A 19,562-nucleotide genomic window follows, 5' to 3' on the forward strand; every position below is an offset into this window, starting at 1 on the left:
TTTGTGTCTGTGCGGCTAACTCTTTGACATGCGTTTATCAGCAACCTCTAGGTTATGTCACTTATTGCTGGTCTTCTTGATCAAGTCCACGCCATCATATGCCAGACTCTCCACACTTGCAGCCTTCTGCAGGATGTAATGATCAAAAAAGTTCTTCGTATAGTCTGTAACAAGATTTCGCATTTCCATAGCATCCCGTTCGCCTCTGAGTTCCTCATTAACACTAGTAAATACGAGGTCGCAGTAATCTAGATGGCCAGCACGATCAACAGAGAAATAATAGGTTTCCTTGCTATTGTTAGCGCCAATGATCGCATTCATGTTATAGTTAGGTTCACTAAACAACAGCAAGAAGGGTTTGTTTAGGTCGCTGTCGAGAAGGCCGAACGCACCGCTATCCAAGCCAATCCCGCAAGCGAACCGGTCGTCGTCCCGGCAAACAATCGCCGTCGTAGGCCCTCCATAAGAATGTCCGACTATACCCATGCCAACCTCAAGCAACAATCTGCCCTTAAAGATGGAATTCAGCTCTCCAGAGTCTAGTTTGTAAAGATAATCGGCTACATACCTTACATCTTCTGCCTGTAATTCGCTATACTCTGTTAACTTGGCAAGGATCGGCAGTGTAAGCACGTTTTGGCACATCTCAATGGCCGTTTCATCGTCAGGCCGCATCTCCATCTTACTAGCCAACGCCACCATCTCCGGATCTTCAGAAAACGCCATAATGACATCCGAAAAATCCTTTGATACATTAAACAGGCGCCCGTCTTTACGCTTATACATCGTGCTATTCTGATGGCCGATGCTTACCACAACATATCCCAAGCTTGCCAAGTCTGTACTGATCACAGTACCCCATTCTGGAGAACCGCCCCCGCCGCAAACATAGAATAACACCGGATAGCGCTTTTCCTTCCCCGAGAGAGCAAGGTCGTCGTAACACTGGGTCTTGATATCGATAGAGTAAGCATCCTTCAACGCAGTGAGAAGTGGCTGCTCATCAAGCATGTCGTAGACTTCGGGAAACATGTACGTCGATGTAGCCTTCCCTTCGCTACTGTCGGACGGATAGTACACAAACGCCGTCAGTTCTCTTTTTGAGTGATCTGATGCCGTGTACTCAAAATCGATCTGGGTTCGACCGACAGTATAGCTGCCGATTGGTTCTGGAAATGCGTCAAAAGTTTTCATTTTCTTGTTCCCCCTTAATGAATAAAAGTGACGATTGTGAAATACATACATTACTGTGAGACGATTACATCCTATCTTCAGTGAATCCTATCTACTCCTTGGCTTTTTTGAGATCGCTAACAATTTCCGTATATTTATGATCTTCTAGCAGCCCATGACTCATAAAGTCAGTAAAGTACTTGCTAATCTTATGTTGTAGCTTAGAGTCCTTAATATCGAATTCCCTAAAAAACATAACTAGATTAAACTGCATGGACTCAAACATAAAAGAAATCAGGTCGTCGTCAATATCAGGCCGGAGATATCCATCAACCCTCATTCGGCGTAAAATGTTTTTGATTAAGGGGAATGATTCGCCCTTTAGTACATTGAGATAAATTTTAAGCAAAATGTTCTCAGGAATGTATAAAAGTGTTTTAGTGAGTTTGATTTCCAACTCATTCAGCGGCTCCGTCACCATGCCATTCACGTTGCCAAATAAGCCTGTAAGGAAAAACTGGAAAAGGGAATCTTCATTACTGTTATTAAAATACGCAGCTCTTTTCTCGGTCACATTACGTATTAAGAAACAATATAGGTCATCTTTGTCTTCAAAATACCGATAAAATGTTCCGGGGTGCATGGACAAACGATCCAAAACCATCTTCATCGTTATATCCTCGTAAAGATTATCAACAAAAAGATGCATAGCGCTATTAGCTATTTCCTCGCGCCTTGCTTCATCTAAACGAAAGAAAGTATTTTTTGGCATAGAATACTCCTTAATGTGAAGTGTGAATATATACACACAATACCGTGAATTGATTCACACGTCAAGTAGTATTTGAAATATTAATATCACTATAAAAGATTAAAACCATTGCATAGAACAATATCCTTCCTAAGGAATATATGAAGTTGGTTATGCACGGGTTTCGACAGGTCTACAAAATTTAGATTTACAACATGACAGTTTACATTCTTTTGGATGTGAGAAGATATTTGTAGATAAAGTAAGTGGAGTAAAAAGAAAAGAGAAGGGTTAAAGGAAACTTTAGAATTTGTCCGTGAAGGTGATACGCTTGTTGTTTGGCGGTTGGATCGCCTGGAAAGGAACATGCAGGGATTAATTAACGTAGGAAACGACTTAAATGAAAAAGGGATTAGTTTTCACTCTCTACAAGAGAACATTACGATGAATAAAGCCAATTCAACGGGGCAACGGATGTTTCATCTATTTGCCGCGTTTGCTGAATTTGAACGAAACCTCATTCGGCACTGGAGGGTCTATACAGAAGCGATTGAGTATTAGACGTGAAACATGACTATGTCAAACACCATTCGTAAAATCATGTTACCACTAACGCAATAAAAAGAAGGCATTCCAGCTTTAGGAAAATGAATAAGAAAAAGGAACATTCCCCTAGAATGCTCTGTTAACAGTGATACATTTACGCATAAAGAAACAAAATGGGAAGGTGGCCATATCCAAAACTGGGCAATGGTTATGAACCCACTTCTTCTCACGAAAATTTAAAAGAGAGGGCTTTAAAATACATTGAATAAGTTTTTAACTTACACACTTTTTTACAAACTCCGTGGTTATTATTTAATCTAGTTAAATTTCTACCTTATTCTCAACTAAATACTTGTCCCCTAGCTTTTCTTTAATTAACTCTACAGTGTTTTCTACCTTCTTAAGAAATAAGGTCTTTTCATTTTCATTTGAAAATCCTTTGTACTCAAAGTTGATAGTATTGTCTTCGAATAGGTTATCATAAATATTCTGTATCTCTAAAAGCATATTATCAATTTCGTCTTCACCGTCAAGTTCTCCAACTAAATCATTGTCAACTAATTCACCTCGTTCATTATATATCCACATTGGATAGCATTGATACTCAAGAAATATCTTAATAACGCTCATGATTTTCCCCCTTTTTATTATGGTAATGATTTTGGATTTGCTCCTACAATAAATCCATTATTTCCAACCGTTATTGCAACTCTTTGTTTCTGTCCGTTAAAAACCACTTCATAAATTGGTCTACTGTTTCTTCGGCCTTGAGTCCCAACCACTTTTCCTTTAGTTAACGCCTCCATCAGCAAATCTGGAATTTCATTTGATTTAATTCCCTTTACTGCAAATTCATCTGCATGACGCATTACATGTTCAAAACCTGCATTTGAATTGCCTTTTTCAAGCCAAACCAATTTACCGTCTGCTGTTTTTGTAATAACCATTACTTCATCAGGATTATATTTAATACCACTACTTTCAAGTTCATCTAATAATTCTGCTGATTTCCATTTAGAATTCCCCTTCCCCCCAGTCTTCACCTTCCTCGCTTTCGACAAGTCCTGGATTAGTTCTCCTGCTTTCGCTGGCTTCACTAAAATAAACGTCGTTGCCAAGGCCTTTTCCCCTAACGAACTTTTGGATCGGCTAACGTTTAGGAAGTCGTCGAATAAAAAGTTGACTGCTGGGCTGACCGTCCGAGTGCCGACATGATTTAAATAAAAAACCTTGAAAAGCTTTTAGCCAATCAAGGTAAAAATTGAAATAGCAACTATCATTTGGAACGTTCTCTTTCCCATACCTTCTTTCCTTCAGGTGAAAATACTGCACTTGGGGGATCATCATAGAGAGAAATTTCAACCAAGGTACTTTTTTCTTGTTCCAACCAACTATATACACTGCCTTCATTAGTAGTAGGATGGGATAAAATATGATTTACTTGAAATGCGACTGCATAATACTCTGTGTAATCGGGATCATCATCATCTAATCCATTGTCTGTCTCAAAAAATGTGTCTGTTTTGCCTACAATTTTTAATCCACTGTTCCATTCTAATATGATTTCTACACCTTCATACTCTACTAATGTTTTAAATAAAGAATCTGCTTCCATAGATATCCTCTTTCTTATTTATTCTACTCTGATGGTTTTGCTGGTACTATATGAGCACCATCTTTTCCATAGTGTATCATTCCCCTATTAGTATCAACGTATTTTCCAGTCACCGTGTCATAGTATTTACCTATCGGTTCACCAAAGTCCACTCTCTCTTTATTTTTGGTCACAGTGGTTCCTTTCCCGGCAAACTTATCAAGCAATTCTTGTGCTTTTTTATTATCGCCATAGAAGATACTTTTGTGTTTTCCATTTGCAAGTTCTTGTTTGTAATTTGGAGTATGAGGAATATGCTTTTCTTGTGCACCTGGCTTTACTTTAACGGGAAATCCATTAACTTCTCTATACGGTCCGCTAGGTACTGATTTCTTGCCAATAGAAGGCGCACTAGTACCCTTCCCCCCAGTTCCCACCTTCCTCGCCTTCGACAAGTCGTATCCTAGTTCAGCCACTTTCGCTGGCTTCACCAAGATAAACGTCGTTGCCAAGGCCTTCTCCCCGAGCGAAGCTTCTGGATCAGCCAACGTGAGGAAGTCACCGAAGAAAAAGTCAGCTACTGGATCAAGGAAGGTCCTGATGTTGTTCTTATACGCGATCCCGTTGGCGCCGACACGGGCATCCATCGTCGGCCCGGGATAACGCCCATTGTTGTATACTTCCTCGTCGACCTCGGCTATCAGGGGACCGTCGCCCGGAGGTTTGTTTTCCAGGTACGCTTGAATCGCTGCGACTTCTTCCTCGGTAAAATCATGCTCCCCTGTGGTGACCACTTGCGACGTATCCGTTTGAATCGCTTGGGTACGGAGCTGGGCTTGGTACCATTGGTATTGGATCGGCACCAGCTGTTTCAGTTGCCGTGTCAGGATCGCCGGCGAGACCGTCGCGTTAGCGGGCATGCTCGATAGGCGCGCCAATAACGGAAGTACGACGGGGTAACGGCATGGGGTTCTCCCATCGCTGGCGCTCGGCACGCTTGCAGCGCCTGTTCATTGCTTAGGATGGCACTGACAGGGAAATGGTTTAAATTCTAACTGTTTCTGCTAAGAGCAATAAACATTAGATACTTATTTTTACATTCACTGTTCTTCTTATTTGATATGATTATAACGGGTTCGTTGTAAAAGAACACAAAAAACCCGAAAAACGGACTTTTTTAAAGTGTTCATTTTCCGGGGGACGGTTCACTCGTATCAATCAAAGTTTCTTTTATTATTCTTTATCAATTAGTATAGTATTACAAACAACTTCTACATTCAAAGGGGGCATTAAAATGTTACATTTTAATATGTCTTTTCCATCAATCTGCACATCTGTAATCTCAACATCCTGAATAAAATACGGAATTTGAGTTTTTGTTAACTCTTTTAAGGGTTTCAACCTATCATCAACACTTGTTGCAAATGAGAATTTTGAACATCCAGTAAAAAGTAGGATTACATTAAACTCTGTGTCTTCAAATACAATTCTAATCTCATCTCCAAAAAAATTTGCTTCCATTTGCAAAACTCTAGCATCCCAATAATGCAGCTCTTCAATTTCATTTAGTATTTTTTGTGCATTCAAATTACTCCACCTCACTTTATATAAGGCCACAAATATTCCTTTTTCCCTATGAATTTTCTGTATAACTTTCTGCTATATCAATATCATTTGTCATCTCTAATTCTGGAAATTTTTTATCTAATCTTCTTAAACAATTAATTAGTTCTTTACTTTGTATAATTTCTGCTATATCCTCAAAAACTTCACTTATCCAGTATAAATCTTCTTTACTACAATTTTCTAAATACCTTATAGTATTTTCCTCATTTTCTGTGAGAACTGCTATTATTTCATTCCAACTTTTTTGTATCCCATAGTCATCATTTAAATTTATTTTTTTTCTTTTATCTAATATAACTTCCATTTTATTTTCAATCTTCATATTATCCATTTCTATCCTCCACTCTACATCTATGGTTGTTTAGTAGCATCTGGAAAAATAGTCCCTATCTCTCCATTAGTTTTTATAACACCAACCCTAACTCCTTTATACTCTCCAAAAATAGCCACTCCATTTTCAGCATTGGCAAATTTAGGTGATTCAGCAACCTTAGCACCTGCTGCTGTAATATCAGACTCCGTCCAGTTTTCTGGAAACCATGACTGATTAGAACCTGTTCTTTTTGCTTTCACCTTATGTCCAGGTACATTCCCCACTCTAACACCGTTCTCATATACTTGAGTTATATTATAATCTACATTATTTTTTTCTAAAAATTCAATATTACTTTGTCCATGTCCTCCACCCTTCATTCTTGAAATAGCTCCTGTTCTAGGATTTGTTGTAAAGTCACCTACATTTGAATGTTTAATACTATTTTCCGGTATATTAACTTTGTTAACCTGGCTAGTTCTATTACCCGTCTCCACCTTCCTCACCTTCGACAAGTCATATCCTAGTTCGGCCACTTTCGCTGGCTTCACTAAGATAAACGTCGTTGCCAAGGCTTTCTCCCCGAGAGATGCTTCTGGGTCGGCGAGCGTGAGGAAGTCACCGAAGAAAAAGTCGACTACTGGATCAAGGAAGGTCCTGATGTTGTTTTTATACGCGATCCCATCGGCGCCGACACGGGCATCCATCGTCGGCCCAGGATAACGTCCATTGTTGTATACTTCCTCGTCAACCTCGGCTATGAGGGGACCGTCGCCCGGAGGTTTGTTTTCCAGGTACGCTTGAATCGCTGCGACTTCTTCATCAGTAAAATCATGCTCTTTTGTAGCGACCACTTGCGACGTGTCCGTTTGAATCGCTTGGGTACGGAGCTGGGCTTGGTACCATTGGTATTGGATCGGCACCAGCTGTTGGAGTTGCCGTGTCAGGATCGCCGGTGAGACCGTCCCGTTAGCGGGCAGGCTCGATAGGCGCGCAAATAACGGGAAGTACGATGGGGTAACGGCATGGGTTTCTCCCATCGATGGTGCTCGGCACGCTTGCAGCGCCTGTTCATTGCTTAGGATGGCACTGACAGGGAAATGGTTCAAGTAATACCAGTTAGCTGCTTTCAGGCTACCGTATAGAGGGGCGTAGGCGCCTGTATACAGAAATTCGAGCGGCAATACGTCTTGGTACAGCTCCCCTTCGCGGCCTTCGACATGGCTTAGGTCTAATGGTGCCATTTGGATCGCTTGTGTCACGACATTTTGGTACAGCTCTTCCATATTGGCATCGATCTCCGCCTGCGTTTCTGGGGAGGCGATCACGCCGCCACTGGTCCAGTTGGCTACTTGGCTGACGACAGTCGTCAGTTCTTGCAAAGTGCTTTTTGCGCTTGCGAGCACCGTGTCGTTGGCTTCGTCCAGGTTGCCAAGCCTTTCCGCCGTTATACGGACATGGTCTTTGCCTTGTTGGGCGTAGCGAAGGACTGGTTCCATCGAGAACGGGGGCAGTGGCAATAGGTCGGCGATGGAAGCGCGAATCGACTCAATCGCTGTCGCATCTGCGATCGCATAGCGCTCGACTCGGTCCAGGCCGTTTTTGACATCGGCGAGAAATTCTTCCCGGATCAGGGCGGAGCTGCTTTCAAAGTTGAGCAAATTCGAGCGGATTTGCTTCAATTGTTCGATGTATTGGCCGATGAAAAGCTGGAACGCTGCCAATACAGGGAGATGGAGCGTCGCAAAATGGTCTTTGATTGCTTCGCCCCCTTCGCCTTGCAGGGAATCAAGGTGAATGATCTTCTGGATGCTGGCCTGCAAGCGTTCGAGCTGTGCTTGATCGTGAAGCTTTCGTTCCACAATTTCGTCAAGTGCATCGAGTACTTCTTGTACGTCAAGTGTGTTCATCTGTCTATTCCTTTCTGTGTTATCGGCGGCTTGCCAGCATCTCGTCCACGACTCCGTACGTTTGAACGAGTTCTTTCGTTTCTGCTTGTACGTTTTTCACGACGTCTAAGTAGCGATTTAATTGTTCAGCATACCCGCTTTCTACTTCCAGCAATGAATGGAGAAAGGCCATCGACGACGTATGGATCGCAGGCTCGTGATCCGACACAGAATAGCTGGCCTGTTCCCCCGTTTCGCTTAAAGCGCTGAGCACTTCGTCTTCATCAATTTTGATTTCCGGCATCTCTGTTCTCCTTCTTTCTTATTTCGTCGCTTTTAATGTTTGGAGCGATTGTTGCTTTGTGTCGATGACGACTTGACAAGAAGACACCATTGTTTGGAGACGACTCGTTTCCATTTCAATCACGCGCATCAGTTGTTCCGTTTCGTCTTGTACGTTCGTGTAAGCCTGTCGCATATGGTGGCGAATGTCATCGTGTGTCGATTCGGCTTGGCCGCGCCACGCATCATGGTCTAGCTCTGGTTCGCTCCCTCATTTATTATGGTCGTGAAGAGTCGCTTGTTCGGAAACAAGCGCTTGTTTTGCCGCCCGCAATCGCTCCAATTGCGCTTCTGTCTGGAAAAGTTGCGCCCGCATTTGGCTAATTTCATAGTGGAGCTTGGCTATTTCTGTTTGATCGGCCATCGGCCATCCTCCCCCATGATGGTTTCGTTCTTCCGTCTAAAAAAAATGGCTATTCATTCCATTTTATTTTAAAACAACTGTTCGAAATCGTCTAGAAAAAACAGACTCGTACATCAATTAAGTGAAACCAATATAGTAAGGCGTTTCTAAACGGGGAACTATCGACGCCCCCCGATCCTCCTGCACATACAAAAAACCTCGAGGTGCTACTCGAGGTCCGTTTCTCGCTGTTGCTGGGGCTTTTGGTTCGCCTGATTCGAGGCTTGTTGTTGGCCATTGCATTTTCCAGGGACGGTATTGTGGTAAGCCAGTGGTGCTGGCGGCAAATGAGGCTTTTGCCCCCCAGGCATAAGGTTGAGGCGAATAGTGAAAATTCCCCCTACCATCAAAGCTTGGTCCGTATGCCCAGCGGCCTTTTCTGCTTGCTTCTCCTTCTGAAAAGTTGAACAGCGTATAAGAGACTTCGCCTTTTTCGAGAGAGCGGGGAAAAGTGGTCGGAACGACAATATCTTCTTCACATTCTTCTAATTCTTTAATGGCTGCATACCACATGTTTTGATGGTATGTGTCCCTGGCAATGAGAAATGACAGCATGTCGCGAACATATGGATCATTCCTGCTATCCGAAAAGCAATGCAATGCCATGGTAGCCAAAGTAAACGCCAAAGCCGATTAGGCAGACGCCAGAAAAAGCGGAAATGGCAATGAGCGCCTTTTCATTCATAAAAGCGCGGGCGGTGCTTGACAGAACAGCCATCGTAAAATCCCATGCCGCTATGCCTATAAAGATCGCCACACTGTACAGCCAAACAGTGGCCATTTCATATTCAGAAATCGTTTTTGCTAGTACCGAGCCATAAATGCCGAGCCAAAATAAAATCGTCAGCGGATTGGAAATCGAGATCAAAAATCCAATTTGGAATGATTGTCTCGGCGACTCGTTTGTCCTTACGCCGAGGCCTGTTTGTGCTTCTTTTTTCACCTTCATAATGCTCTCAAAACCTGTGTATACAAGGACAAAACAACCAAACAGCCATAAGAAAACGGTCACGACCTCATACTCTAAAAAACGGGAAACCCCTAAAAACACAGCACACATGTACAGTGCGTCCGCTGCCATTGCCCCAAGGCCAACCGCCTTTAATGCCTTTTTCTACTTGAGCCGCATTGACTGGGCCAATTGGAGCTGCTAATGAAATGCCTAACATGATGTAACTTAGAAATACCAATTTTAATCCCCCCTTGTCCCAGTTCTACTATATTCAGGAACAACGGGTTGTACGACTTTAAATTTCGCATGGTATAGAAATGAAATCAAAGGCAGACGCTAACGAGGAGACAAAGGAGGAAGGTTGGCCTTGAGTAAGAAAAAAGAAAAAAATACAAGTTTAAACTGGTGGCAACTTTCACTTTTAGGCGTTGGCTGCACAATTGGTACTGGCTATTTTTTAGGTTCGAGCATTGGCATTGGCCTCACTGGCCCTTCGATCGTGATTGCCTTTCTGCTTGCAGCTCTTGGCACGTACGTCGTCTTTATTGCCCTTGCCAAATTGACGGCGGACGATCCGCAAGAAGGATCGTTCTGTTATTATGCAGAACAAGCATTCGGGAACCGTGTTGGCTTTGCCACTGGCTGGAACTATTGGATGTCCAACATTTTAATTATCGGCAGCCAATTAACGGCTTTATCGATTTTATCTCGTTTCTGGTTTGACAATGTGCCCCTTTGGGTGTTCGCCTCGATCTATTCGCTTCTCGGCATTGGCGTTGTTTTGCTCGGTACAAAAGGATTTGATTCGGTTGAAAATGTCCTCGCTGTCGTGAAAACGGCGGCCATTCTGTTGTTTATCGTGCTTGGGTTTCTCACTGTTTTTCAATGGCTAGATGGGACAGGGCCAGATCCATCTGTTCCGTCTTCGTACAATGAGTTGTTCCCACGGGGGATAAAAGGTTTTTGGGGATCGCTTATCTATGCTTTTTATGCATTTGCCGGGATTGAAGTCATTGGGTTGATGGCGATGCAATTAAAACAAAAACAAGATGCCCCTAAATCAGGTACGGCGCTGTTGTTGCTTTTAGCGATCATTTATACCGTTTCATTAGGACTCGCCGTCAGCATGGTCTCGTTTGACCAATTTACAGACAAAGAAAGCCCATTTGTGACTGCGTTGTCTGACTATCATCTTGCTTTCTTTCCCCACGTGTTTAATGCAGCCATTATTGTTGCTGGCTTTTCGACAATGACAGCGGCGCTATTTGGGGTGACGACGCTGCTAACAACCTTAGCCCATGACGGGAACGCACCTTAATGGTTCGAAAAGAAAATCAAATACAAGGACCTTCCTTTGCCTTCCCTTGGCCTCGCTGTTGTTGGCTTAATCTGTGCAGTCATTGCTGCGCTATTATTGCCCGGGAAACTGTTCGAGTATATTACAACAGCCGCAGGAATTCTTATTTTGTTTAATTGGATTTGCATCGTTTTGTCCAATATGCGCTTGCTGAAACAAACGGTTTTTTCCATAAGTGGAAACATTATTGGCATCTTGTTGATGTTGTTGGCCATCAGTGGCATCTTGGCGGAAAAAACGGGACGGCCAGGCTTTTACTTAAGCATAGGTTTCGCTGCAATCATTGTGCTTATTGCATGGCTTGTAAAAAAACCGCACAAAGAACAGAGTAGCTCTTGAGCTAAAAGAGCTTACTTTGGCGAGAATGGATTTCCATATTTCACTGCATAGATCAAAAAAATGAGTTCATACTAAAAATCGTAATGACATTTCAATTAGGAGGACAAAAAATGGATTTCCAACAGCAACAAAATATGCACCAAAACATCGAAACAGGCCCTGTGACGCCACAAATGAACCATGGCGGCCATGAAATGTTTGATGTACACGAAGTTCTAGCAGGATCAATTAACACAATGAATACGTACACGATGTTAAGCCAACATGTGCAAGACCCTGAACTTCGTGACATTTTGGATAGGCAAAAAGCATTTATGAAACAGGAGTACAACACCACTTTAGAATGCTTCCAAACAGGTCAAGATCCTGCAGTGCCGACAAAAAGCTACAAAATGAAACAAGGCAATGATTTTACGTATGGCATGAAGCCAGGCGGCCAACCGAAAAAACCGATGGAATCCACGGCTGAAATCAACGATGAAACCATTGCCCTTTCGATGTTAAATGCAGTAAAATCAGTTGCTCCTATCAAAACAAGCGCGGCAATGGAAGCGACAAACCCAGTCGTCCGCCGTGTGCTTGCCGATTCTTTGCCCAACTGCATTGAAATGGCTTACGAAATTTCGCTTTACCAAAATAAAAAGGGCTATTACCAAGTTCCGCAGCTTGTTCAGCAAGATATGCAACAGCTGCAAAACAGCTATGCCCAAGCTTCGATCAACTCGCAAATGCCTGGCAACTCTACGCATTAAAGCGAGTACATGCCGAGCCTCGTGCTTGGCATTTTTATTGTAAGCGATCAACTGTTTACTTTTACAATATTTTTCACCAATATAATGCTTGAAATCGTCTGATCTTCTGGATTATTATAATAAAGGTTGCTTTTTACATCACTTCGAAGTTTTACATCCAAAATTTATGTATTGCGAGGTAATGACATGACGCTACACGACATAGACGATTCATTATTGATCGATTCTTACGTAAAAGCGGTTGAACATCGTCTAGAAGATGATTTTATCGCGCTGTTGCAAGAAGAAGTGTTGCGCAGAGGCATCCGTCTCCCAGAACTTGTTCACTCCTAAAAATAATGATTTATTCTTTCTTTCTTTTATCCTGTCGCAGTCCAAACAACCGTCCCTCTAGCATTAAAACAAATTCAGACAGCGACAGGCTCGACTTCTTTTATTCGCTCCGTTTCATTTTTGCCAATGCATAATTGGCGATAGCTGTATCTTGCACCCCTGTGCCCGTCAAATCACAAATGGTCCGTTCCCGTTCAGACGTCCTGCCTTCCTTTTCTCCAGTTAAAATCGCCCCTAACTCAATCGCATGTTCAGCTAAAAAACCTTGTACATGATGGAGTTCGCCGATCGTCGAGCTTTGTGAATAAAGGTCGCATACAACTTTGTCTGCTTTAAAAAATGCTGCTGGCTCGATTTCTTGCTTATGCTCTGCATCTGAGCCAATCGCATTTACGTGGACACCTGGTAACAGCCAATCGGCTTTCAGTATATAGTGTTCGGCTGGTGTTGTCGTCACAATTAGATCTGCTTGTTCAACAGCCTCTTTTCCACTATTAGCTACGTGAACAGGAACGTTTAATTCTTCCTCGATCTCTTTTTTATAAAGAAGCGCTTTTTCTTCAGACCGTCCGAAAACAACGACTTCCGCAAAATCACGGACAAGCTTAAGCGCTTTTACTTGCAAGCGGGCCTGCATGCCAGTACCAAATACGGCGACTGTTGAAGTCGTTTTTTTTGCTAAACGATCGGCAGCGATTGCGCCTGCTAACGCCGTGCGTACATCTGTTAAATAGCCGTTATCGGCTAGCAATGCTTTTGGCACACCTGTCTTAGCGTCCATCGCAAGCATCAGTCCTCCTAAGCTAGGCAGCCCGATCGACGGGTTGTTAAAAAAACCACAAGAAACTTTAATCGCGAACGTAGATAAACCAGGGATATACGCTGTTTTAATATCTGCTTCTCCCTGATGTTCCGGTATATCGACACGAATGACAGGAGGCTGTGAGACAGTGCGGGAATGTAGCTGTTTAAACGCCTCTTCTATTTCAATAAGCGCATCCTCGCATAGTGTTACATGGTTGCGGATCGCTTCTTCCTGATAGTGCTCCATAAACATCACTCCCTCAGACCTTTTTGGCATAGCTATCTTTTTTTCCTGCCTACTTCTTAAAATTTATTCGCCAACTGAAACAGGAATTCACCTGCCTGTTGTCAAATTGGCAAGGAAGAGCATTTGCTAGGCATGAATGGAGGCATTTCGATGGACACGATTCCTGTCAAAGCGGTATGGCAAGCACGCAAACGGCTTTTTCCTTATCTGCCAAAAACGCCCCTCGTTTATAGCACTCCCTTATCGGGTCATTGCCGAACGCCTGTTTGGTTGAAATTAGAAACATTACAGCCGAGCGGCTCATTTAAGCTCCGCGGGGCGATGAACGTGCTCTTGTCTATGTCAGAAGAGTCAAGACAAAAAGGCGTTGCCGCTTTTTCCACGGGAAACCATGGCCTTGCGGTCGCCTACGCCGCCAAACAGGCTCAAACACAGGCGACAATTTTTGTATCCGAATCGGTACCGCCTGCCAAACTAGCCGCGCTTCAAGCGAGCGGGGCAACAATAACCGTGACAGGGCGCAGCCAAGATGAAGCAGGCGCAGCCTGTATCCGCCACTGTCAGCAAACAGGGCAGACGCTCGTCCCACCATTTGACGACGACAGGATTATCGCTGGCCAAGGCACACTCGCTTTAGAGCTGCTAGACGATTTGCCTGAACTTGAAACGGTGATCGCTGGATTATCAGGAGGAGGGTTGCTTAGCGGAATTGGGCTAGTAATGAAACATACCGATCCGACGATTCAAGTCGCCGGGGCAAGCATCGTCAATGGAGCCGCTATGGAAGCCAGTTTGGCAGCGGGCCATCCAGTAGAAGTAGCCGAACAGCCGACTGTGGCCGACAGCCTTCTTGGCGGAATCGGTCTGGGCAACCGCTGGACGTTTAAGGCGGTCCAACGTTATGTCGACACCCGTGTACAAGTTCCAGAAGAAGACATGGCCAAGGCGATGGCTTATTTATATGAGCATCACCATTTAATCGTGGAAGGAGCAGCTGCCATAGGAGCAGCCGCACTGTTAAATAATAGCATTCGCCCTAAAGGGCCTACCGCTGTTGTCATTACCGGCGCCAGCATTCATCCAAAAGAGCATTACCGCATCATCCGCCCTTACCTCTAGCCGAAAAAAGCGCGGACGGCATCGACGAAGCTATAGATGCCTAGCCCTGTACAGAGGACAACGACAATGCCGCCAACGATATTCATTTTTAATGAATTCACATAGTTGCCGAGGCGGTTTTTGTTGTTCATAATGATCAGCAACATAATGGAAACAAAAGGAAGCAATATCCCATTTAATGCTTGGGCAAACAGGAGGACGTCGAGTGGCTCGAACCCGAGGCTCGATGACACAACTCCGAATAAGATGACCGCAGCAAAGACGATTTTAAAGCGTGTGTCACGCATTCCCCCTGACCATTTTAAAATGCTGCTAGCGGTAATCGCCGCACCAAGTGGAGAGGCAAGCGCTGAAGTAAAACCAGCGGCGAATAAACCAATGCTCGTAAACACGAGCGCCCAACTGCCTAAAAGCGGTTCTAATTGGACAGACAAGTCTGACACATTTTTCACTTCCATGCCTTGCATCATTGTAGCAGACGTAATGAGAATAGCCGCAGTAATCAAGCCGCCTACGCTAATCGAAATGACAATATCCCAGCGGGAGTCTGCTAAATGGGCGGGCTTGTTCCAACGCTCAATCACGTTTTCCGAATGAAGGAATAAATTATACGGCACAACCGTTGTCCCAATTAAGGCAATAATCATAATAATCGATTGGTCAGGAACCGTTGGTATAAATGCTCCTTGGAACAATGCGCCTAAAGGAGGTTTGGCGACAACCATCGTCGTTACAAAGGTGATGCTCATAATCACAACAAGGACAATCATTAGTTTTTCGACAAGCTTATAGCTACCGCTCAAGCCTAACGCTAAGATGACGATTCCGAAAAGAGGCGCAAGCACGTTTGGCGATATCCCCGTAAGCGTCGAGATGCCCATAGACGTACCAAGCAAATCGCCGGCCATATAGGCAGATGACCCAACTAAAATCGCGACTAAGACAAGGAACATCGACGCATATTTGAGCAGCGGATGTGTAAAATGCTCACGGATCGCTGCGCCTAGCCCTTTTTGGGTAATAATGCCGAGGCGGGCACTCATTTCTTGTAAGATGATTGTGGCAATAATCGAAAAAATGACTGCCCAAAGAAGGGCGAAGCCAAAGGAAGCTCCTGCCCTTGTCGCAGTTGTAACGGTGCCAGGACCAATAAAGGAAGCTGTGACAATCGCCCCTGGGCCTATTGCTTTCAATTTGTTTTTTAACATTGATGTTTTCATGCTGGCCGGTTCTTGTTGTTTCTCCATTCGTTCCCTCTTTTCTGGCGTTTACCCTTCCGCCCTCGATTGTTCTAAATAGTTATAAATCGTTTGCTTGGAGACGCCTAAAATGTCCGCAATCCGTTCCACGGAACCTTGGATGAGAAAAGAGCCCTTTTCGTCAAGCCGCTGGACGAAATACATCTTTTCCCGTTTGCCCATTTCTTCAATTGGCACGCCAATTTCCATCAGTGTATTTTTTATAAGCGTCTCAAAAATTTCTTCAATGTTTTCCGCGTAGGATTCATCGGTCACAGGGCTCGGCTGCCCTAAATATTGAGCCGCTGAAAACTCACTAAGAACCTCACAAACGTTGGAAAAGGCGGTGATGTCATAGTTAATTCCAAAAAAGCCGATGACTTTGCCCGTTTCGTTGCGAATAAACGAAATTGACGACCTTAACGTTCTAAAATCTTTCGTTCGGCTCGTAAAACCTAGTTTATCTGGCACCTCATCGCCATACTTTCTTAGTTCTCTTAACACCACTTCAGTTGTCGGAGCGCCATGTTTTCTTCCTGTCACTGTGCCTTTGATATAAAACAAAGAAGATTGAACGTTCGTCAAATCATGGATAACCGCTTCACAGTTTTTCCCAAACGTGGCGACGATCATATCGGCAATCGGAATAAACTTCCTTAGAATGATTTTATTGTCCACTTTCCACCCACCTTTTCTTTTTAACGTGGGCTTCTCACCCCACTATTTAGGATGATACCATGTTTTTCTCGTTCCATATGTGTCCTGCAAGGGCATAGAGGACGACGGTAGAAGCCAAGTGGGCGGAAAATTGGCTTGGATCTTGTTGTGGGTACACTTCGACAAAATCCATTCCAACGACTCCTTGTTTGCAAATTTCATGGACAAATGTCAACAACTCATAAGAACTGAGGCCATTTCCGTCTACAGGGCCGCCAGGATTGAACGCGTAGTCGAGCACGTCGCTACAAATGCTTAAATACACTTCATCGACATCTTGACTCGCTAGCTTGTACATATGGGCTGCATATCCTTTTAAGTCACGCTGTTCACGTATGTCATTAATGGTGATCGTGACAGCTCCAGCCTCTTTTGCATTTCTGCCGCTTTCTGGTTTGTTGCGCGGGCCATGAATGCCAGCATGGACGATGCTTTCATTGCGCACCCCTTCTAATTCATACAAGCGTTTAAATGAGCTGCACCGGGCAAACGGATCGCCTTCGTGGTGGGGAAGGTTATCATAATGGGCATCCAAGTGGATAATGCCTACTTTTTTCCCCTCGTTAGCAAGCGCTTTAACAATCGGATAGGTGACGCCATGGTCCCCCCCTAAGCCAATGAGAAACGTGCCTTTTTTCCAAAACTCAGCGGCAAACCGCTCAATCCGTCTCATCGTTTCATCGACATCCGCTGGAACGACATCCACATCGCCAGCGTCACCGAGGCGAATATGCTCAAATACATCAATATGGTCCAATTCAGGCAGATAGCCGCTATAACGAGCCGAGCAAAGCCTCATTACTTTCGGGCCAAGTTCACAGCCTGTATAATCGCCCCATGTGACCGCCCCTTCCCAAGGAATTCCGTAAACAACGGCATCGATCCCTTCTGTTGACTTTGATTTGGCGATATTTTTTGCATTTAGAAAACACGGCGTATTGCCATATAGCTTCTCCATCAAATCCCCCTCTTTTTCTACAAGATGATTGGATATCAAAATGGTAATGACTTTTTTACAATTAGTCAATTTATTTTTATTAAAAGTCAAAAATTCTATGTCAAATCATCTTCCATACCTACTTTTTTGAATGGCGGATTTACGTAATACTAGCTTTTTAAACGTATGGGGAATCGAGGCAACGACTGTACATGTCATTTGCAGCTCTGTTTGTTATAATGAATCCGAATGAAGAATGTAGTTTCACAAATGGAAAAAATTTTATACAGGAGTAAAAAAATGAAAACGATATCGATCTTAATTGCGGATGATGAGGAGGAAATTGCCGACCTGCTTGCTATTCACTTAGAAAAAGAAGGATACTGTGTAGTAAAAGCAGGAGATGGACAAGAAGCGATTCACATTGTCGAAACACAACCTATCGATTTACTCATATTGGATATCATGATGCCGAAAATGGATGGCTATGAGGTAACCCGGCGTATTCGGGAAACGCATAATATGCCGATCATTTTTTTGAGTGCGAAAACATCCGATTTTGACAAAGTACATGGACTGGTTATCGGGGCAGATGATTATATAACGAAACCTTTCACGCCGATTGAATTGGTTGCCCGCGTGAATGCCCAACTCCGCCGTTTCATGAAGTTAAATCAGCCTCGTACAGCGGTTGATCCTAAAACACGGTTAGACTATCGCGGGTTAGTTATTTCTCTTGAGCAACGTACAGTCACTCTATACGGAGAAAACATTGAGCTTACTCCGAAAGAGTTTGATATTTTATATTTATTAGCAAGTCACCCAAAGAAAGTGTTTAGTGTTGAAAATATTTTCAAGCAGGTGTGGGGAGAAGCCTATTTTGAAGGGGCCAACACCGTTATGGTTCATATACGGACACTGCGGAAAAAGCTTGAAGAAGATAAACGGAAAGATAAATGGATTAAGACTGTTTGGGGAGTTGGGTATGCATTCAATGGCTAAAATGATGCGTAGTTTTCGTGCGAAAATGGTGGCCTTATTTGGATTAAGCATGTTTTTATCAGCAATGATCACATACGTACTCTTTAAAGGGTTGCAGTTCCATTATCACACCGGGGTTGAATACGGCGATCCGGTTACGCACATTCGTAACTGGATAGGTGGATTCGGGGACTTTAACGTCTTTTTTGTTTTGTTCATTTTCCTTTCTTTCCTGTTTTTCTTTCTCCTGACAAAACCCTATTCGATCTATTTCAATGAAATTTCAAATGGCATTCGCCACCTTGCCCGCGGCGACTTTAGCCACACCGTCAATATCCAGTCAAATGATGAATTTAAAGATATTGCAAAAGACATAAATTTGGCCAGTAAAACATTGCAAGAGGCGATTCAACGGGGAGACTTTTCCGAAAGTAGCAGAGATCAATTAGTTGTAAATTTAGCCCATGATTTGCGGACGCCCCTTACCTCTGTTCTCGGTTACTTGGATTTGCTCCTAAAAGACGAGCAGTTAACGAAAGAACAAGTTAAACATTATTTAACGATTGCCTTTACGAAATCTACCCGTTTGGAAAGACTGATTGATGAATTATTTGAGATGACGAAAATGAATTATGGCATGCTTACAGTTGAAAAAAAGACAATCGATTTAACTGGCCTCCTTCATCAATTAAAAGAAGAACTATATCCTTTACTTGAAAAGAACCACCTGACTGCCCGGATGAAGTGTGCCCCCGATTTATTCATGAGCGGGGATGGTGATTTGCTAGCACGTGTATTTGAAAATTTGCTGACGAATGCGATCCGTTATGGAAACGATGGGCAGTATATCGATGTAAATGGTTTTATGGATGAAAGCGGCGAGGTCGTTGTGCAAGTAGTCAATTACGGCAGCAGCATTCCTGCAGAGGAGCTTCCTCATCTCTTTGATATGTTCTATATTGGCGATGAGGCACGAACCCATAAAGAAAATCGGACAGGCCTTGGTTTGTTTATTGCCAAGAATATCGTCGAACAGCATCATGGATCGATTACAGCTGAAAGCAACGTCATACAGACTACTTTTGAAGTACGTTTGCCTAAAGAGGACCGTTCGGTTTAAGAAAAATTTAATGTTTACCCTACGTATTT

General features: G+C 43.5%; 18 protein-coding genes and 7 pseudogenes. 8 read left to right on the top strand and 17 right to left on the bottom strand.

What is annotated here, in order from left to right:
- Positions 1 to 57 precede the first annotated feature (57 nt).
- Positions 58 to 1,194, bottom strand: coding sequence for an alpha/beta hydrolase (locus tag BC8716_RS00145; protein ID WP_094423421.1), 1,137 nt, complete (start codon positions 1,192 to 1,194; stop codon positions 58 to 60).
- A gap of 91 nt (positions 1,195 to 1,285) precedes the next feature.
- Positions 1,286 to 1,945, bottom strand: a complete 660-nt coding sequence (locus tag BC8716_RS00150) for a TetR/AcrR family transcriptional regulator (protein WP_094423422.1) — start codon at positions 1,943 to 1,945, stop codon at positions 1,286 to 1,288.
- A gap of 136 nt (positions 1,946 to 2,081) precedes the next feature.
- On the opposite strand from BC8716_RS00150, the pseudogene BC8716_RS00155 reads away from it, so the two are divergent.
- A pseudogene (locus BC8716_RS00155) lies at positions 2,082 to 2,446 on the top strand (recombinase family protein); the annotation flags it as partial.
- 60 nt (positions 2,447 to 2,506) lie between these two features.
- Positions 2,507 to 2,739: pseudogene (locus tag BC8716_RS23045) on the top strand (IS256 family transposase); the annotation flags it as partial.
- 52 nt (positions 2,740 to 2,791) lie between these two features.
- Here BC8716_RS23045 and BC8716_RS00160 read toward each other — a convergent pair.
- From BC8716_RS00160 to BC8716_RS00210, 11 genes and pseudogenes are all read right to left on the bottom strand, one after another.
- Complete coding sequence (locus BC8716_RS00160) at positions 2,792 to 3,100, bottom strand: immunity protein CdiI family protein (RefSeq protein WP_094423423.1); 309 nt, start codon at positions 3,098 to 3,100, stop codon at positions 2,792 to 2,794.
- 17 nt (positions 3,101 to 3,117) lie between these two features.
- Positions 3,118 to 3,588, bottom strand: coding sequence for a hypothetical protein (locus tag BC8716_RS00165; RefSeq protein ID WP_094423424.1), 471 nt, complete (start codon positions 3,586 to 3,588; stop codon positions 3,118 to 3,120).
- A gap of 158 nt (positions 3,589 to 3,746) precedes the next feature.
- Complete coding sequence (locus BC8716_RS00170) at positions 3,747 to 4,085, bottom strand: YxxD family cognate immunity protein YxxD (protein WP_157730315.1); 339 nt, start codon at positions 4,083 to 4,085, stop codon at positions 3,747 to 3,749.
- A 23-nt stretch (positions 4,086 to 4,108) separates the two neighbouring features.
- Positions 4,109 to 4,492 (bottom strand): annotated as a pseudogene (locus tag BC8716_RS22555) (polymorphic toxin type 50 domain-containing protein); the annotation flags it as partial.
- Between the two features lie 805 nt (positions 4,493 to 5,297).
- Positions 5,298 to 5,651, bottom strand: coding sequence for a PIM7 family immunity protein (locus BC8716_RS00180; protein WP_094423426.1), 354 nt, complete (start codon positions 5,649 to 5,651; stop codon positions 5,298 to 5,300).
- Between the two features lie 46 nt (positions 5,652 to 5,697).
- On the bottom strand, positions 5,698 to 6,012 hold the full coding sequence (locus BC8716_RS00185; protein ID WP_094429126.1) for a hypothetical protein: 315 nt from the start codon (positions 6,010 to 6,012) through the stop codon (positions 5,698 to 5,700).
- Positions 6,013 to 6,041: 29 nt separating this feature from the next.
- Complete coding sequence (locus BC8716_RS00190) at positions 6,042 to 7,913, bottom strand: T7SS effector LXG polymorphic toxin (RefSeq protein ID WP_094423427.1); 1,872 nt, start codon at positions 7,911 to 7,913, stop codon at positions 6,042 to 6,044.
- A 19-nt stretch (positions 7,914 to 7,932) separates the two neighbouring features.
- The gene (locus tag BC8716_RS00195; RefSeq protein WP_094423428.1) at positions 7,933 to 8,196 is read right to left on the bottom strand and encodes a YwqI/YxiC family protein; all 264 of its coding nucleotides are present in this window, start codon (positions 8,194 to 8,196) and stop codon (positions 7,933 to 7,935) included.
- Between the two features lie 18 nt (positions 8,197 to 8,214).
- A pseudogene (locus BC8716_RS00200) lies at positions 8,215 to 8,598 on the bottom strand (DUF5082 domain-containing protein).
- Positions 8,599 to 8,804: 206 nt separating this feature from the next.
- Positions 8,805 to 9,213 (bottom strand): annotated as a pseudogene (locus BC8716_RS00205) (manganese catalase family protein); the annotation flags it as partial.
- A 4-nt stretch (positions 9,214 to 9,217) separates the two neighbouring features.
- Positions 9,218 to 9,806: pseudogene (locus tag BC8716_RS00210) on the bottom strand (LysE family transporter).
- 150 nt (positions 9,807 to 9,956) lie between these two features.
- Here BC8716_RS00210 and BC8716_RS00215 point away from each other — a divergent pair.
- From BC8716_RS00215 to sda, 3 genes and pseudogenes are all read left to right on the top strand, one after another.
- Positions 9,957 to 11,285: pseudogene (locus tag BC8716_RS00215) on the top strand (amino acid permease).
- Positions 11,286 to 11,395: 110 nt separating this feature from the next.
- Positions 11,396 to 12,037 (top strand): spore coat protein, encoded by a 642-nt coding sequence (locus BC8716_RS00220; RefSeq protein ID WP_094423429.1) that lies wholly within the window; start codon positions 11,396 to 11,398, stop codon positions 12,035 to 12,037.
- A gap of 186 nt (positions 12,038 to 12,223) precedes the next feature.
- Positions 12,224 to 12,370 carry a sporulation histidine kinase inhibitor Sda gene (sda, locus tag BC8716_RS00225; RefSeq protein WP_081427575.1) on the top strand — a complete coding sequence of 49 codons (147 nt, stop codon included), beginning with the start codon at positions 12,224 to 12,226 and terminating at the stop codon, positions 12,368 to 12,370.
- A 100-nt stretch (positions 12,371 to 12,470) separates the two neighbouring features.
- Here the strand turns inward: sda and BC8716_RS00230 are convergent, their stop codons facing one another.
- Entirely contained in the window at positions 12,471 to 13,421 is a 951-nt protein-coding gene (locus BC8716_RS00230; RefSeq protein ID WP_094423430.1) for a cyclodeaminase, read from the bottom strand.
- A 150-nt stretch (positions 13,422 to 13,571) separates the two neighbouring features.
- On the opposite strand from BC8716_RS00230, the gene eutB reads away from it, so the two are divergent.
- Positions 13,572 to 14,540, top strand: a complete 969-nt coding sequence (eutB, locus tag BC8716_RS00235; RefSeq protein ID WP_094423431.1) for a hydroxyectoine utilization dehydratase EutB — start codon at positions 13,572 to 13,574, stop codon at positions 14,538 to 14,540.
- On the opposite strand, the gene BC8716_RS00240 is transcribed toward eutB, so the two are convergent.
- From BC8716_RS00240 to BC8716_RS00250, 3 genes are read right to left on the bottom strand one after another with little or no spacing between them, the layout of a single operon-like run.
- Entirely contained in the window at positions 14,537 to 15,787 is a 1,251-nt protein-coding gene (locus BC8716_RS00240; RefSeq protein ID WP_094423432.1) for an Nramp family divalent metal transporter, read from the bottom strand. The genes eutB and BC8716_RS00240 overlap by 4 nt on opposite strands.
- 21 nt (positions 15,788 to 15,808) lie before the next feature.
- Positions 15,809 to 16,456, bottom strand: a complete 648-nt coding sequence (locus tag BC8716_RS00245) for a helix-turn-helix transcriptional regulator (RefSeq protein WP_094423433.1) — start codon at positions 16,454 to 16,456, stop codon at positions 15,809 to 15,811.
- A gap of 46 nt (positions 16,457 to 16,502) precedes the next feature.
- Entirely contained in the window at positions 16,503 to 17,453 is a 951-nt protein-coding gene (locus BC8716_RS00250) for an agmatinase family protein (RefSeq protein WP_406550709.1), read from the bottom strand.
- Between the two features lie 279 nt (positions 17,454 to 17,732).
- Here BC8716_RS00250 and vanR point away from each other — a divergent pair, with 279 nt between their 5' ends.
- Complete coding sequence (vanR, locus tag BC8716_RS00255; RefSeq protein ID WP_094423435.1) at positions 17,733 to 18,434, top strand: vancomycin resistance response regulator transcription factor, VanR-F/VanR-M family; 702 nt, start codon at positions 17,733 to 17,735, stop codon at positions 18,432 to 18,434.
- Complete coding sequence (locus BC8716_RS00260) at positions 18,427 to 19,533, top strand: sensor histidine kinase (RefSeq protein WP_094429127.1); 1,107 nt, start codon at positions 18,427 to 18,429, stop codon at positions 19,531 to 19,533. Before vanR ends, BC8716_RS00260 begins: the two co-directional genes overlap by 8 nt.
- The last annotated feature ends 29 nt before the right edge of the window (positions 19,534 to 19,562 follow it).

Source organism: Shouchella clausii (genome assembly GCF_002250115.1).
GTDB lineage: Bacteria > Bacillota > Bacilli > Bacillales > Bacillaceae_D > Shouchella > Shouchella clausii.

Coding starts and splice junctions, on each gene's coding strand:
- BC8716_RS00220 (WP_094423429.1), top strand. CDS start 11,396: ATGGATTTCCAACAGCAACAAAATATGCACCAAAACATCGAAACAGGC.
- BC8716_RS00195 (WP_094423428.1), bottom strand. CDS start 8,196: ATGCCGGAAATCAAAATTGATGAAGACGAAGTGCTCAGCGCTTTAAGC.
- BC8716_RS00185 (WP_094429126.1), bottom strand. CDS start 6,012: ATGAAGATTGAAAATAAAATGGAAGTTATATTAGATAAAAGAAAAAAA.
- BC8716_RS00250 (WP_406550709.1), bottom strand. CDS start 17,453: ATGGAGAAGCTATATGGCAATACGCCGTGTTTTCTAAATGCAAAAAAT.
- sda (WP_081427575.1), top strand. CDS start 12,224: ATGACGCTACACGACATAGACGATTCATTATTGATCGATTCTTACGTA.
- BC8716_RS00240 (WP_094423432.1), bottom strand. CDS start 15,787: ATGGAGAAACAACAAGAACCGGCCAGCATGAAAACATCAATGTTAAAA.
- BC8716_RS00160 (WP_094423423.1), bottom strand. CDS start 3,100: ATGAGCGTTATTAAGATATTTCTTGAGTATCAATGCTATCCAATGTGG.
- BC8716_RS00150 (WP_094423422.1), bottom strand. CDS start 1,945: ATGCCAAAAAATACTTTCTTTCGTTTAGATGAAGCAAGGCGCGAGGAA.
- BC8716_RS00260 (WP_094429127.1), top strand. CDS start 18,427: ATGGCTAAAATGATGCGTAGTTTTCGTGCGAAAATGGTGGCCTTATTT.
- BC8716_RS00190 (WP_094423427.1), bottom strand. CDS start 7,913: ATGAACACACTTGACGTACAAGAAGTACTCGATGCACTTGACGAAATT.
- vanR (WP_094423435.1), top strand. CDS start 17,733: ATGAAAACGATATCGATCTTAATTGCGGATGATGAGGAGGAAATTGCC.
- BC8716_RS00145 (WP_094423421.1), bottom strand. CDS start 1,194: ATGAAAACTTTTGACGCATTTCCAGAACCAATCGGCAGCTATACTGTC.
- BC8716_RS00170 (WP_157730315.1), bottom strand. CDS start 4,085: ATGGAAGCAGATTCTTTATTTAAAACATTAGTAGAGTATGAAGGTGTA.
- BC8716_RS00230 (WP_094423430.1), bottom strand. CDS start 13,421: ATGGAGCACTATCAGGAAGAAGCGATCCGCAACCATGTAACACTATGC.
- eutB (WP_094423431.1), top strand. CDS start 13,572: ATGGACACGATTCCTGTCAAAGCGGTATGGCAAGCACGCAAACGGCTT.